Annotated in this window: 11 protein-coding genes and 1 CRISPR repeat array; of the genes, 1 reads left to right on the top strand and 10 read right to left on the bottom strand. The window is 40.1% G+C overall.

Going from position 1 to position 15,550, the window contains the following annotated elements; translation table 11 throughout:
- Positions 1-13: 13 nt before the first annotated feature.
- The 10 genes from DSL64_RS20475 to cas6 all read right to left on the bottom strand — a co-directional run bounded on the left by DSL64_RS20475 (position 14) and on the right by cas6 (position 14,759).
- The gene (locus DSL64_RS20475; protein WP_115832802.1) at positions 14-1,381 is read right to left on the bottom strand and encodes a Gfo/Idh/MocA family protein; all 1,368 of its coding nucleotides are present in this window, start codon (positions 1,379-1,381) and stop codon (positions 14-16) included.
- A 281-nt stretch (positions 1,382-1,662) separates the two neighbouring features.
- A CRISPR array of direct repeats spans positions 1,663-6,043; the repeat unit is 30 nt; unit sequence ATTTCAATTCCAACATGGTACGATTGAGAG.
- Between the two features lie 209 nt (positions 6,044-6,252).
- The gene (gene cas2 / locus DSL64_RS20470; protein ID WP_115832801.1) at positions 6,253-6,516 is read right to left on the bottom strand and encodes a CRISPR-associated endonuclease Cas2; all 264 of its coding nucleotides are present in this window, start codon (positions 6,514-6,516) and stop codon (positions 6,253-6,255) included.
- Between the two features lie 72 nt (positions 6,517-6,588).
- Positions 6,589-7,593, bottom strand: coding sequence for a type I-B CRISPR-associated endonuclease Cas1b (cas1b, locus tag DSL64_RS20465; RefSeq protein WP_115832800.1), 1,005 nt, complete (start codon positions 7,591-7,593; stop codon positions 6,589-6,591).
- 89 nt (positions 7,594-7,682) lie between these two features.
- A complete protein-coding gene (locus tag DSL64_RS20460) occupies positions 7,683-8,258 on the bottom strand; it encodes a plasmid pRiA4b ORF-3 family protein (protein WP_115832799.1) in 576 nt (191 codons plus the stop codon).
- Between the two features lie 100 nt (positions 8,259-8,358).
- Positions 8,359-8,898: a CRISPR-associated protein Cas4 gene (cas4, locus tag DSL64_RS20455; RefSeq protein ID WP_115832798.1), complete on the bottom strand. Its 540-nt coding sequence runs from the start codon at positions 8,896-8,898 to the stop codon at positions 8,359-8,361.
- A 60-nt stretch (positions 8,899-8,958) separates the two neighbouring features.
- Positions 8,959-10,020, bottom strand: a complete 1,062-nt coding sequence (locus DSL64_RS20450) for a CRISPR-associated protein Cas7 (protein ID WP_115832797.1) — start codon at positions 10,018-10,020, stop codon at positions 8,959-8,961.
- Between the two features lie 22 nt (positions 10,021-10,042).
- A complete protein-coding gene (locus DSL64_RS20445; protein ID WP_115832796.1) occupies positions 10,043-11,368 on the bottom strand; it encodes a hypothetical protein in 1,326 nt (441 codons plus the stop codon).
- On the bottom strand, positions 11,365-13,515 hold the full coding sequence (gene cas3 / locus DSL64_RS20440; protein ID WP_115832795.1) for a CRISPR-associated helicase Cas3': 2,151 nt from the start codon (positions 13,513-13,515) through the stop codon (positions 11,365-11,367). The genes DSL64_RS20445 and cas3 overlap by 4 nt, the downstream gene beginning before the upstream one ends.
- Positions 13,512-14,096 carry a hypothetical protein gene (locus DSL64_RS20435; protein ID WP_115832794.1) on the bottom strand — a complete coding sequence of 195 codons (585 nt, stop codon included), beginning with the start codon at positions 14,094-14,096 and terminating at the stop codon, positions 13,512-13,514. The genes cas3 and DSL64_RS20435 overlap by 4 nt, the downstream gene beginning before the upstream one ends.
- 6 nt (positions 14,097-14,102) lie before the next feature.
- Complete coding sequence (gene cas6, locus DSL64_RS20430; protein WP_115832793.1) at positions 14,103-14,759, bottom strand: CRISPR-associated endoribonuclease Cas6; 657 nt, start codon at positions 14,757-14,759, stop codon at positions 14,103-14,105.
- Between the two features lie 119 nt (positions 14,760-14,878).
- On the opposite strand from cas6, the gene DSL64_RS28840 reads away from it, so the two are divergent.
- Positions 14,879-15,157 (top strand): hypothetical protein, encoded by a 279-nt coding sequence (locus DSL64_RS28840; protein WP_147300390.1) that lies wholly within the window; start codon positions 14,879-14,881, stop codon positions 15,155-15,157.
- Positions 15,158-15,550 lie beyond the last annotated feature (393 nt).

Here is a 15,550-nt window from a genome sequence, read left to right as displayed (position 1 = left end):
TATAAATATTTTGTCAAATGTTTCTGTAGTCCGGATGTTTGTATCCGTCGCGGTAGGCACGCGTAAGTAATGCTGTCGTTTCCCGATCACCAACGACTTCTTTTTTCACCGGATCGTATACCAGCGGCCGACCTGTTTTCATGGATAAGTTAGCCAGAATACAGCTTGCTGTAGATATGTGTCCCTCTTCAATATCAGCAATAGGACGAGAGCTTTTATCAATCGCACTCAGGAAATCAAGCATGTGCAGCCTTGTGGCAGGAGCCGCATTCAGCTCAATACGATCTTCTTTTACATCTTCAGGATACTTTTCTTTTTCATAAACGACATCCTTATGAATTTTTTCGCCTTTGCCTTGCGGAATAAAATCATATGACATTGTACTTGCCCACAAAGTCCCTTTTTCTCCATACAGGGTAAATGACCAGGGATAATCAGGATTATTAGGCGTTCCCCAGGTTCTATGCTGCCATACACAGTTCAATTCCGGATATTCAAAAACTGCAGACTGGGTATCCGAGATATTCGATTTACCTTCTTTCTGCACATATATTCCACCTTGCGAACTGATCCGGGTAGGCCATCCCAGTTTCAGCATCCATCTCACGGTATCGAACATGTGTACACACATATCGCCGGTGATTCCATTTCCATATTCCATAAATGTACGCCACCAGCGGATATGCGGGATATCGTCGTAGGGTCTCAATGGCGCCGGGCCAGTCCATCTTTCATAATCCAGAAAATCGGGAACGGGTTTCACTGGCGGATTTCCATTGTTACGCATGTGATAGTAGCAGCACATCTCAACATGTGATATCTTGCCCAGCAAACCAGCATCGACAATATTTTTTTTGGCATCAATTAAGTGCGGTGTACTCTTCCGTTGTGTTCCCACCTGTACTACCTTCTTATACTTCCTGGCTGCTGCCACCATTGCTTCACCTTCCATCACATCCACGCTGATCGGCTTTTGCACATACACGTGCGCACCAGCTTTCACTGAATCTATCATTTGTAATGCATGCCAATGATCAGGCGAGCCAACCAGGACAATATCCAGCTCGTTTTCTGCCAGCATTTTGGTGTAGTCGCCGTACAGTCGTGGTACCTTCCCTGATTTCTGACGTTGACTTACCAGCTTACCGGCTTCATTCAGTTGATTTTTATCGACATCACAAAGCGCAATCACATCCACCGGAGCCACCTGTATCAGTCTGAAAAGATCACTTTTACCATACCATCCTGTTCCGATGAGCGCAACTCTGAAAGGTTTGGCCGGATTAATCAGATCCATCCCGCGAGCACCAAAAGTGGACAATGCAAGCGTCGCAGTGGCACCATACAAAAACTGGCGCCGGTTGATATTAAAAGAATTCATGTCAGGTCGTGTGATTGGTTTGGGAATAAAAAATGCGACCGGAATGCGGTCGCAAGTAAAAGACGTTATTGAGGTGGGTTTACTATTGAAGCGCTCACAGTTTATAGACATCGAAACCGTATGCTCATTTCGAATAGCCTTTCGTAATTACTAAAAAGTCACAAAGGCGGTAACAGCTCAAAATCTTATCAGCCACAAAGGGTAACAGCCTGAAGGAAAACTTCAAACCGGTGGTGCGATTGAGAGATTGAACTAGTTAAAAATCTGAATTTATTCTAAAAATTTCAATTCCAGCATGGTACGATTGAGAGCTATCACCAATACAAGTCTGGTGTTTTTGAATAAATTTCAATTCCAACACGGTACGATTGAGAGCGGGAATTTCGCTTGTGTACATGTTAAAAAAGTTATTTCAATTCCAACATGGTACGATTGAGAGCATATACTTTTACAGCTTTTGTCGACTTGGCTCGTTATTTCAATTCCAGCATGGTACGATTGAGAGTTGATAAGCTGTTCGAAAACTAAGTGATACTTCATTTTATTTCAATTCCAGCATGGTACGATTGAGAGTATATTGTTGACCGTGTCGAACAGTCGTATCAATATAATTTCAATTCCAACATGGTACGATTGAGAGACATGGTTGACCGACTAGAGCAGGCATATCAATATAATTTCAATTCCAGCATGGTACGATTGAGAGATACTTGCAGACCCGAAGATTTACGCCGGACTCGAAATTTCAATTCCAGCATGGTACGATTGAGAGATCTCCACCAAGTTGGCTACCAGGAGCATCCCACAATTTCAATTCCAGCATGGTACGATTGAGAGCCAACACAGGCAAAACACCTGGTCCTTTTGAAATAAATTTCAATTCCAGCATGGTACGATTGAGAGACACCAATGCCTACAAAGCCGTTAGCTGCTTCGTATATTTCAATTCCAGCATGGTACGATTGAGAGAGTACTCAGTATCGCATTTGGTCCAATCGCCTCTGAATTTCAATTCCAGCATGGTACGATTGAGAGTTACAATGAAGTGAAAATCTACGGGAAAGATGACGATTTCAATTCCAACATGGTACGATTGAGAGGGCTACCATCATTATCGACGGAGGTGGCACTTCCGGATTTCAATTCCAACATGGTACGATTGAGAGAAACGTTTCTGGATGCAGCCTATGCGGAAGATGTGTAATTTCAATTCCAACATGGTACGATTGAGAGTGTCGCCAGATCCGCCGTCGATACGGTACAAAATACGATTTCAATTCCAACATGGTACGATTGAGAGACCCAGACCATTACCGCGTGTACGGGCTTGGATTAATTTCAATTCCAACATGGTACGATTGAGAGATCGAATTTTATTGCAGTGTCCAGACCACATATAATAGCATTTCAATTCCAACATGGTACGATTGAGAGCATTTTTGTTGATGAAATGTAATGTGATTAAACAAAATTTCAATTCCAACATGGTACGATTGAGAGCGGCCATTACTTCCGATAGTGGGCGGAAGTTTTCATTTCAATTCCAACATGGTACGATTGAGAGGTTGATCCAAAGCTCAACTACCACATCAATCCGCAAAATTTCAATTCCAACATGGTACGATTGAGAGTCTTTTAGCACTTCGGTACTGACGCGTTTTGCTTTATTTCAATTCCAACATGGTACGATTGAGAGCTGCTTTTTCGAAAACGTCGCCGGACATCTTACCAATTTCAATTCCAACATGGTACGATTGAGAGTGCATTCTTCTTGCGAGGTAGTCGGAGTATTTTCTGTATTTCAATTCCAACATGGTACGATTGAGAGATATAGAGCCTTTTTTGTGCCTTTAATGCTGTCCTGAAATTTCAATTCCAACATGGTACGATTGAGAGTCCTGTCTCAGCTCCCCCCTCCTTTCCTGTCGATGAATTTCAATTCCAACATGGTACGATTGAGAGAGTACCACTTATATATATTAAAAGCAAACATAAAAATTTCAATTCCAACATGGTACGATTGAGAGTCTGCTGACCTAAATTTTCTATCGCTTTTTCATTGAATTTCAATTCCAACATGGTACGATTGAGAGGAAGGTTTTAATGAAGTTTTCAATCTCTTCATCCAATTTCAATTCCAACATGGTACGATTGAGAGTATTCCAGGTCAAAGTCAATTACTAATCTTTGCTTCATTTCAATTCCAACATGGTACGATTGAGAGTGGGTTAACAGAATCAATGCATTCACGAATCTCGAAATTTCAATTCCAACATGGTACGATTGAGAGATCCGTTCCGTCCTTTGCATTAAGCCACTGAAATAGATTTCAATTCCAACATGGTACGATTGAGAGCGGCTTGTCCGCTACAGTCTCAAACTTGGCGTATCATTTCAATTCCAACATGGTACGATTGAGAGATTGAAGAGCTTACGAAGCTTATAAATGATTACAACATTTCAATTCCAACATGGTACGATTGAGAGAATCATATTCTTTTTAAAAACCAGAGGTAGGAAACGATTTCAATTCCAACATGGTACGATTGAGAGATCGCCAGACTTGCCGCCAATTTGAGGGCTGTTAAATTTCAATTCCAACATGGTACGATTGAGAGATACCTCAAAAAATTGCAAATAGAGCTTTAGGTATATTTCAATTCCAACATGGTACGATTGAGAGTCAGGTTTTGATTGAAGATATCCGGAATGCCTTGGGATTTCAATTCCAACATGGTACGATTGAGAGCTTGCCACTGCTCCATCATTCGATTACTATATAATTAATTTCAATTCCAACATGGTACGATTGAGAGACGTTTCTGGATGCTGCCTATGCGGAAGATGTGTAATTTCAATTCCAACATGGTACGATTGAGAGTATATCGTACATCAACAACAGTGACAATGTGACATCCATTTCAATTCCAACATGGTACGATTGAGAGTCCGTTTTATAAATCTTGAATGCGAGATAAAGGATAAGGAATTTCAATTCCAACATGGTACGATTGAGAGTTACGGCCTGATAATGATTCTTTCCTGCCTAATTACATTTCAATTCCAACATGGTACGATTGAGAGTTTGGTAACCGTAGCCTCTGCTATAGCTTGCTTCGCTATTTCAATTCCAACATGGTACGATTGAGAGGCTATATATCTTCTCTTCGGCTTCCTTACGCTCCGATTTCAATTCCAACATGGTACGATTGAGAGGTTATCAACTTAAAATAATACTCAAATGTCACAATTATTTCAATTCCAACATGGTACGATTGAGAGACATTGAAGCATTGATGCATACCGGCTCCCAGGAAATTTCAATTCCAACATGGTACGATTGAGAGATTCACGTTTGCCAAGATAGTAATCGATCAGATCCTATTTCAATTCCAACATGGTACGATTGAGAGAAGCCCCCTGTCTGTAAAATCAAATCAGATCCACTTATTTCAATTCCAACATGGTACGATTGAGAGAGCTACAAGGACGAGTAAGAAAATGTATTTGAGCATATTTCAATTCCAACATGGTACGATTGAGAGGTCTGAAGAAAAACCTCTTCGTCTGCATTTGATCTATTTCAATTCCAACATGGTACGATTGAGAGTCCGCTATCTGCATTGACGTATCCGTTCACTATCCATTTCAATTCCAACATGGTACGATTGAGAGGGAGAGTCCGTAAAGCTCCAACACGAGATAAGATCATTTCAATTCCAACATGGTACGATTGAGAGCACATGAAAAGAAAGTTGTCTGCTACTCGTTGGATATTTCAATTCCAACATGGTACGATTGAGAGGTTTTTAGATTGAAGAGCTATTTTCAGATTCTTCTATTTCAATTCCAACATGGTACGATTGAGAGCAGCCTCTTCCAGAATCACGCGCTTGATACCTACAAATTTCAATTCCAACATGGTACGATTGAGAGAATGTTTTGCGGGCCACCTTATTTGTAAGCTTTTTTTATTTCAATTCCAACATGGTACGATTGAGAGAGATATTTTATCGCTTTTAAAGTCAAACGTTTGAAGATTTCAATTCCAACATGGTACGATTGAGAGCTCTAATAATTTGTCGCCTTGTTCTTGACCTTGAAATTTCAATTCCAACATGGTACGATTGAGAGACTTTCACTGTTCACACTGATCACCGGCCAGCTTAATTTCAATTCCAACATGGTACGATTGAGAGAATCATGGGTCGCGCCGAAGCCTTCTTCTGCTTTTATTTCAATTCCAACATGGTACGATTGAGAGGATGTTCAATTCTGTGGGCTTTTCCTCTCCCCCTTCGATTTCAATTCCAACATGGTACGATTGAGAGTCGATGATTTGGGTGCAGAATCACTCGGTAAGCACAATTTCAATTCCAACATGGTACGATTGAGAGTTTCTACGACCTGGATAAAATGTATTGTGGCACTCCTGAATTTCAATTCCAACATGGTACGATTGAGAGAATGCCATGACTCCCACACCTGAAGAGCTACAGTAATTTCAATTCCAACATGGTACGATTGAGAGCGCAATTGCAGCTCCAGCAAAAGCAACAGCAGCATATTTCAATTCCAACATGGTACGATTGAGAGAGGCTACAAGTAAAATCGCTTAACCAAGAATAACCAATTTCAATTCCAACATGGTACGATTGACCGTTGCAAAAACGGCCTTGTTTTGCAATAAAAGGGTATTTTTAAGTTAAAAACAAATGAAAAAATCGTCGATGTTCGGTTCTATGATTTTACCGGGGTATCGACGACTGCTAATTATCAGCGAGTTAGATAACAGAAATGACAGCTTTATTTATTTCAGTATGTCAAGGAACGTCATGAAAAATTACTTCGACGACTTTACTTCTCAATTTTCACAAGAAATTATCAGTTGACATCCGCTCTAAACCTACAACCTGCTTGTCCAGCCATCGCTCTTCCCGGCTTTTAAAAATGATCAGACTATCTGATTCTTCATCCATTATCTTTCGGGCACTGTGTACCATTTCCTTTAATTTAACCTCCGTAATCTCGCCTTCAAAAACCGAATTTTGGATCCAGTTCAAATACTTGCGGCAATGCTTCAACATTTTCCCCACACGCTTTTCCCCAATATCATAAACCAAAATAACATACATATTCCGTGGTATTTAACAGATAAAAATTGAAACAAGCAATTTGCAGGCTGGACTCTTAGCGACGGCCCTCCATCACCACATCATCCTGAAAGGTTTGTATTCCTCTATTCCTAATAAGTGTTTTTGCAACTTATAACATTCCAGTTTTACCAGATGTTTGTAACTCACATTCCGTCCCAGACTCCTGTGCTTAAACGTCTCCTTTAATCTTTCCTCAAACGTTTTTACAAATAACTTTCTGGCTCCGTCTTTCAGAACACATCTGTTTAACTCCTGCCGAAAATCCGATGCCTGTATCTGCTTCTTATTGAGCATACTAAATATGGTCCGGTCTACAAGAAGCGGCTTGAATATTTCCGAAAGATCCAGCGCCAGAGAAAATCTCCTGGCTCCCGGCTCATGCAAAAAGCTGATCGTCGGATTGAGTTGCGTGTGATAAATCTGATCCAGACAAACAGAATAGCAAAGCATATTACCAAATGAAATAAGTGCATTGATCTCATTTTTGGGAGGTCTTTTACTGCGTCCTTCCATGGCAAAGTCATTTACAATTACCTCAAAAGCATCATAGTAGGCCTGCCTGATATTACCTTCAATTCCCATGAGTTCATTGATCTTCGATGTTTGTCCGATCAGGCCATGATAATCCTCTATTCTTCGCAGTGATTCACTGACATCTTTACCCCGATTTGCGTAATAAGCCAGATTTTTGGATATGTTAAAATAGGCACCTTCCACAAACTTACATGCCAAAACCTGTCTCTTTTTCTCCGACAGATAGTACTTTGTCTGCTCAACCTGCATTTTACCTGCCAGCAAATATTCTTTCGGCATAAACGATCCTGTGTAGTGTTCATAAAAATCGAAAAAATGAACAGCTACCTGATTCTTACCCAAGAAATTGTATAATGCACTATTTGCGTCCAGACTGCCAAAACAATACAGATTATCAACAGTTTCGATGGGCAGATACCTCGGCTGCAACTCGTTACCCTCCTCATCCACAGGCTGGAAACATAGTGTATTGTCTTTCCGGGACAGTCGGCCGGGATTGAATAAATAGAACGATTTTTTCACCTGAACACCAGTTAATTATTAAAAGGAAGCACCCAACTTATAAGTTATTTCTTTTATTGCCTGCACTGAATACATGTGTCAATAAGCATTCAGGACTGCCTGACAGCGATCTGTTGTTTTTCCAGATCGAAAAAATTGGGATCCCACTCCTGTTTTGGCTTCAAACCCAGCCACTTCTTCATCTCCTTATACTCCGGATGTTTGTTATCACTCAATATATCTTTAAGGTTAGCGTAACCCCACACTCCTCCACAATCTTCGGGTGGACACGCACCTTTCCCAGCCAGGAGTTCGGGATTAAGTATGGTGTCATCTAAGATAGCTTCAAGTGTAATCTGATGTGTCCAATCGTCGCCAAAGTCATATATGTAAATGTATTTCTGACCTACGAATTGAAATATTTCGGACAGTTTCACCTTTGAAGCGTCCAGCTTTGTATAGGCCATAAAAAAATCATCGTCCTCCTCTTCGTCCACAATACCGATAATTTCGTCGGAGCCATATCCCGTTCTTGAAAACTGAAACATGTGATAATCTTCCCAGCCAAAAGCTGCCTGAATAACTTCATGAAAGCGCTCGAATGTTGCCGAATCTGCAATCAATAGCCTCCTCCAAACAGGTGGTTTCGTAATGTTTTTGATTTGAATTTTAAATTGAAAAGTCATTTTTACATCGGTTAATCCCGCACAATTTATACAACTCTTAACGTTGACTTGTAAACTTTCTTTACTTGTAACAAAAAACTTCGCTTATACAGAATCGTCGTCAGACTTCTCCTGACCAGCAAAAATCAAAATAACTGCACGACTTACACTTTGATTTTGGCAGTAAAGACGGACACCGTTCCGATCCGATGATTTGGCTGGCATCGGCAATCCATTTTTTCAAATCAGATTCACCTTCCTCATCCAACTCAACACGTTCTGTCTGCCGAAGCTTTGGATATTCTATGATTCCATACTCAGCTTTAATATCATTTCTTCTCAACACATACATATAAAACTGAACCTGAGCGACATGTGCCTGTTCCTTAGCAGCCGATTTCTTCACCTCGTGCACCACACCATTATACGGATCATAAAAATCGATTTTGGCGATCAGTCCGATCCCATCAGGCACATCCGGCTCCACCGAAATCTCCACCTCGGTATACCTTTCAGCACGCTGCGGATACGTTGTTTCTCCTATTAACTTTCCCTCATACACGACGTCCGACGTATGTTCCATGCGAATGGCGTGGGCGTGAAGCCACATTTTGCGATGGCAAATGAGGTAGTAATTAAGGAGGGTGGCGGTTAGGTGCATGGGAAAGGATTATATACACCTCTCACCAAGACTGTGAGAGGCTATGAAACTTGACAGAAATCAACTGACTTTAAGTTGATCTTCATATTTAAAGGCTGTCAAAAGCTCTGTTAACTTTGCTTCTGCTCTTTCCAATGCATCAACCGTTTCTCCTTTTGTATGAATGAAACCACCGGCCTGTAAGGTGATAAATGTTTCAACACCTTTTAATGATTCATCCACAATAGGGTCAGCCTTGTCCGAATCCTCTTCCGACAATTTGGCCCGAATACTTCCGGCAATCAAATTCGCATTGTCGCTGATTGATATTGCTAATGTGTCCATTAAACTGAAAGTACGTGCCTGGTTTGACGTAATTTTCCAGTTTATTATGGCTTTAGCCAAGCCTTTCGCCCATTTCTCTCGAAGTGACTCAGGAGCAACCAGGCACGGTCCAAATACATTTTGGCTCTCTATCCAACCCTCACCCTTCAACTTTTCAATCGTGGTTTCGGCCATTTCAGGTTCAAACGAATTGATTGAAACAGTAAACAATCTACGCAAGTCAATGGCAATATCAGAAACAAAAAGTCCAGTTGCGCGTTTGTTATCGGGAATCCACTTACGACTAAGACTCCTGTCTTTTCCCTGCAAAAATTGAACAATCGCATCTTCACTTAATTGATTACCAGCCTCATCACGAATTATGACCTCATTATTAGGACGCTCGCTTCTATCAAATGAGGCATCCTCCGAGTAGGTTCCAGCTAACAAAGGATGTAGCGCACGCATTGCCGAAATAGAAAGTGGACTTCTCCTCTTTAAAGTTCTATCTTTTCCTCCCTTTGCTGCTTTCATCCACCCACCAAACAATTGATCGGCATAGCTTGGGTCACAAGTACCGTAAACTTCACCCTCTTTTAATTCCTTTTGCTTTGTAATATCAAACAGGAAGGTTGTTGGCGAAGGTGTTTGACCGATAGCTTCACTAAGAGAATCAATCAAAGAACGTTTAACCTGTTGCCCGCTAGAAAAAGGAATTCTCCTCTTAAATTGAGGATCATAATAATATTTTTGCCCATCCGCAACGCAAAAAACGGTATGCTCTGCTCTTTTGAGGGTTCTTATGTAAATCGTGTTCATATTGGGTTTATGAGTTAAAGTTTTAAGATTGCTTTTCTTTAAATGAATAGTCAAATTTTAGAAGAGTGCAGAAGTAGCCAAATTCTTCGTTGGTCATCAAGTGAATGTGATCTTTCAGGTCCTTTATTTCAGTGAGGTCTTCTCCCGAAAGCCCAGATATCATTTCAGTCAAAGCTTCAATAAATCCTCGCTTAGTTTTGGCTCCAAATAGACCTTTGTTTACCAAAGTTGGTCTTTCCATACCTTTAGACCCATTTCTATACCTCAAAATGATCTCTGCCAGTTCAAGAGTATATTCTGTGATTTCTTCTTTGTTTTTTGAAAGCATAGCTACTAACCAGGTTTTATATGCGTAATAATTGATAACGTCGTCGGGTTTATTGAAAGCAAGCATTTTACCCTCTCCCATATATTTTGTAATACCTTCCGGTCTTAAAGCTTGTAAACCAATACTTCCTAGCTCACAAGCTCTTTTAATATGCATTCCAAAAAGAGCTTCGAATCGCTTTTCATCCGTATCGTTCGATCCGAAAAGTTTTTTATAAACTTCAAATATTTTATTTCCTGACTTGAATTGGAATGGAATAAATCCAATTGTTTTGTTGGTCTGCCCATACCCATATACGTAACCGGTTAGCTCACCATTTGGGTATAGCTGGGAAAGGCTAAAAAATAACTGCGACCAATTCACAGTATTCACTTCTATCAAAGTGGAACTAACATCAAAAATTTTCCTAGTCGTAAGATCTGTAAAATCAAAATCTGCTCTAAAGCCTTTAGCAGAACGACTATCCAAGGAATACGTCAACCACTGTCCATTCCAGGTGTTAATTTGATTACCCCTCAGTTTATCCAAGGTTTCATCGTTGAGATATTGTCGATATGTTTTCCAACCTTCGAACGTTTGCAAGGTGATTGCAGGATCATCAAACAGTATTGTGTAGCCACCAGCAACGCCAATACCCAGGCCACTTCCAATCCATGATAAATAAATATCATCACTGGTTGTAGGAATCTGTATATCGCTAACCAGTCCGGAAGTACTTGCATACTCTTTTAGCTCAGAAGCAGGATAACCCAATGCAAAACTTCCATCAGGCTCACCGCTTTCAGCTTTGGAAAAAAGGTTTTGCAACTTCTCCTGCCTTTCTTCAACAGTAAGTTTGTCTGGTTTTTGTCCCGCTTTCATTTGAACAAATGGCGAATTCGTGATCCATTGCAAATACTTTGAGTGGTTGTAAAACAGATCAAAATAAACTTGCTCAAAGAATTCCTTAGGGGATTTGTTCTCTGCCTTCTTTTCGTTATATGCTGCTAAAAATGTTCTCCCAACAACTGTTGTTATCATAAAATTTGAAATTTTACATCTAAATTTTTGTCAGATATTTCCTTGACCGTTAAACCCCGCGCCAAGTCGTAGGCGCTGTCTGGAATAATAAATGGCTTGTTACCTTTCTTTGATTGAATCATTTTACAAACTGAAAAGTATCTTACCGGAATTTCCAGCTCCAATCTCCTTTCAAAATTTGATTCTTCATATTCATCTTTATCAGACTCCCGAATACAGGACACAGAATCAATTTCTAAAAGCTCAAATAGAATCGACTTGCTTACGTGGGTAAGCTTATCAATTGTAATTCTTCCATCCGATTTGAATTTTGAATGCTGCTCAATGTTTAAAAAATTAATCGCCGGAAATACTATGTCAATTTTTCGCTGAATATCCTTTTCATGTAAAACATCACCATCTGGCAGTTCTTTAAAAGTGTTTTTTAAAACTTCCAGGTCATATGGACGGGCATCCTTCTGATTTTCAGGAGGTGCAGCAACATAGACATTTTTTATTTTGCCGATCGTCCCGGAGTTTCGTTTTCGATTGATACGCCCGAATCTTTGAATCAAAGCGTCCAATGGAGCAGTTTCTGTAATCATTATATCAAAACTGATATCCAGACTTACTTCAACTATTTGTGTAGAAACTACAATACATGCTTCATTAGATGTGTTGAATTCACCAGTAGGTTCACCATACTCATCCAAGCCAATAAGTTGTTTCTCATATTGATTTCTGTCACAACGACGGAAGCGACTATGTAGTAACAAGGCAGGTACATCACTATATCTTTCCCGCAAAACATCAAAAACATCCTGAGCTCTGTCAACCTTATTGAGAATCACTAATACTTTTTGCTTGTCTATTATCGCTTGATGAATTAGTTCATCTGCATTTTCAATTGAGTCAATTTTAAATACCCTGTGCCTGTCAAATTGACCAAGCTCGTAATTTGACAAACTAACTTCCAATACATCCTCTCCTAAAATTTCGATAATCTTTCTGTACAGAACCGATGGCATCGTTGCTGTACCAATATGAATTTTACAGCCTATATCTTTAAGTATCTGAACCAGTTTCAAAACAATTGCTTGTGAAATCCCAGTATAGGTGTGAATTTCATCAAGTATGATATCACAGCCTTTCAGATCAAGTAGCAATGCCTCAAAACCTTTCATACCAAAAGCAATAGCTGCCAGTTGGTGAGGAGTCAATACCTTAATGGAAGATCCAAACAGCGATTGTAATACACTTTCTTCCTCCCCATTCGACCGTTCTACAACCATGGAAGCAGCATGAAGAACCCGTATATCAAGATCAGGGTTGGTTTCACGTAAATCCTTATCCAAACGCTTGAACATCGCATTAATCGAAGCTTGAAAAGGGAGTGTGTAGAACACGCGACCGTTACATCTTTTAAAGAGGAAATCTGTTTTACCAGCTCCAGTACAGGCAACTACAATTGAATGAGTTTTAGGAGACAAATAATCCTGATTCAAGGACAATGGATACAACTCGCTCTGCCTGTTAAAAAAAGACAAATCAGGTGCCTTGAAAACTCTCGTAATCTGCTTTTCTGTATCATGTATTACTGCCGACGCAAAATGATCCGCTCCCATTAAAACCCCTCTCCAAGCACTGTAACCGCGTTCGCTTGAAAGCTGTTGTGTGTAAGTAAGAGCAGTATCAAGATTTTCAAGAGCTTTCTCTCTTGATATAATAGGCGTCGAAATCCCTAAAATATTCAACAACTCAATTCCGTCGGAACTCCAACTTTCCCATTTACCTAGGTGGTAGTCTATATAATCGTACCCATCATCCAGATCAAGCAGTCCCTTACGTCCTGCATCATCTTTTACTGATTTGTGATGTCCTACAACCATCTCAATTAACTGAGGATAAGTCTCCTCAGGAAAAGCCGATAGAAAGAAAAGAGAGCTAATCTCATGCCGCAATACCTTTGAACTAGTCGGCTTTCCTGTGAGGCGTTTTTGAAATTCTGGATGAGCCTTGCCAATATCATGAAGAATTGCTCCCATGTAAGCAAGGTCTGTATCCATTTCCAGATACCTTGCAAAAGCCTTTGCAGCCATACCAACATGTTCAAGATGTTTTTGAAGAGAGGTCCATTCAGGGTCGGACTTGGCAAACAATATTTTCATCCCAGATTATTCACAGGTGTACCAACGATTCTTAGCCAGCCATACATAGGATTTTGTGTAACTCTATGATATCCTACTAAAAATGACTTTTCAGTTTCCTCGAACACCAATTCAAATCCGGCATATCTCTCTTCATTTTCTACAAAATCTTCGAAAGTGGTTTTCTCAATAGATTCTGGAAGCATGATATCCTCATTTCTACATAAACATATATGTTGAGAGAACGCTGCTTCAGCATCTATTTCGCTCTCAAAAGCAACACTTAATCGGGGTTCATGTAAAATACCTCTTAGCAAAATTGCTTTCGGTCGGTCAAAAAGAATCTGTTTGCCTTGTCGGGTAGAATTCCATCCTCTCGTTTGAATAACCTCCTGCTGAGAGTTTATCTGAGAATAAGAAAGTCGGTGTCCAACTATCTTCCTTATCCCCGTTTCTCCCAGCAACTCAGGAAACAATTTCTTCTCTATCCCCTCCACAATAGATGGCGTGAGAAACTGCTGGCTGAAAGTTTCGCTATCTCTCACTGCAGTCCAGGGTTTTATAAAACCAAAAGGGCCTGAATACTTAACAACATACAACATAGAGAATCAATTTAAAGCGCCGAAACCAATACCAGTAGAATGACCAATCCCCACATTCCACGCGAACGCCAGTTGCTCCGGGCTCCCCTCCACAATCACGGGACATATGTTGGCTTTGTTTCCAATGCCGCGATAGTTAATTAGCTTAGTCTTGGGGTTAAAATAGGTGCGATCAAAAGCGACATTTACCTCAGAATCATCTAATCCCGCTTTGAGGAGCTTGCGTTTAAACACGCTGGTCAGTATTTCACTTGATTCGGGGTCTTCGTATGTCAGATGTTTTTGTTTTCCATCAAATAATGTTTTTACCAAGACGGGGCTATTTACACCGAAACTTTTCAAATTCTCAAAACTAGGCGTTGCCTGTATGGAAACCTCTTTTACCAGCATGCCACAGAAGGTCTCAGGTGAACTTCTAACTCCGGAGATAATTCTTTTAATGATTAAATCATCATGAGCACTTATAAAAAAACTTGCACCTTGGGAGAATGAAAGCTCTCCATTAATAGCCTTTGCTCCTTTTAACCAGGATAGTGAGTAAAGCGACAAATCGCCGTGTACTTCATTTTCTCCAAGCCACTTATGAAATGCACCCACTAAAAGATGCAAATGGTCAAACGGTACAGGTTCTCTGTTGGAGGATGTTTTTATGTGTATTCTCATAAATATGTAGTCAAGCTAAGTTTTCCATAAAATGTATTTCATTGCATATCTTTCTTAAATTCGACGGTACCCTCACCCAATGTCATCAACAAATAACAGCCTAGTCAAAATAAAAAACTGTGGAACAAGCCATAGAAGCAGATGCAGAAAAACAGAAGTTATTCGGTCAACAAATACAATATGAATGCAGCATCGAACCAAGCAAACAAATGCCAGAACTGAGTGTAGTTGATTATTCCCTTTGGCTTCTTCAACGCTATTTACAAAAAGGGGAGCTTCGCTTTTGGCAAACTGTTGAATTACTGGCTGGTGAAGTGGTTGATTTATATGGCGAAGCACCCAGTCAATATGATGGTACATTACATTTGTTACACCTTGAAAAATTAAAGCCGAAGTGATCTCAAAGACATAAAAAAACTGACACATCTCTTTGCCCCCATGCCAGTACTGGTACCCCCCATTAGGAGATGAGTTATGTACGCAACCAAACGAATCAATTGACTGTAAATATACTTCTTTTTTGGACCTAAATCGAATGTCCTCTGGAACAGTCACGCTTCGCTCAAATACAAAAAATGGCTGTCGATGCCTGATTGCTTTTAGTACTAGTTTAAAGCGCATTTAATTGTGAGGGGTGGTTACATGTGCAGTTTATTACTTTAAACTGATATTTCTTAATAAATTAAAGCTTTACTTATTAAACGGCATTTACCAATCGAGTAGGAGGAAAATGAAAGTTTTCCTCCTTTCATTTTCCGTCCTCTCACACCACCGTGCGTACGGGCCTCGTA

Origin of the sequence: Dyadobacter luteus (genome assembly GCF_003383615.1) — a bacterium.
GTDB lineage: Bacteria > Bacteroidota > Bacteroidia > Cytophagales > Spirosomataceae > Dyadobacter > Dyadobacter luteus.
Note: the sequence above shows the minus strand (reverse complement) of the source record. Positions and strands in the feature narration are given on the sequence as shown.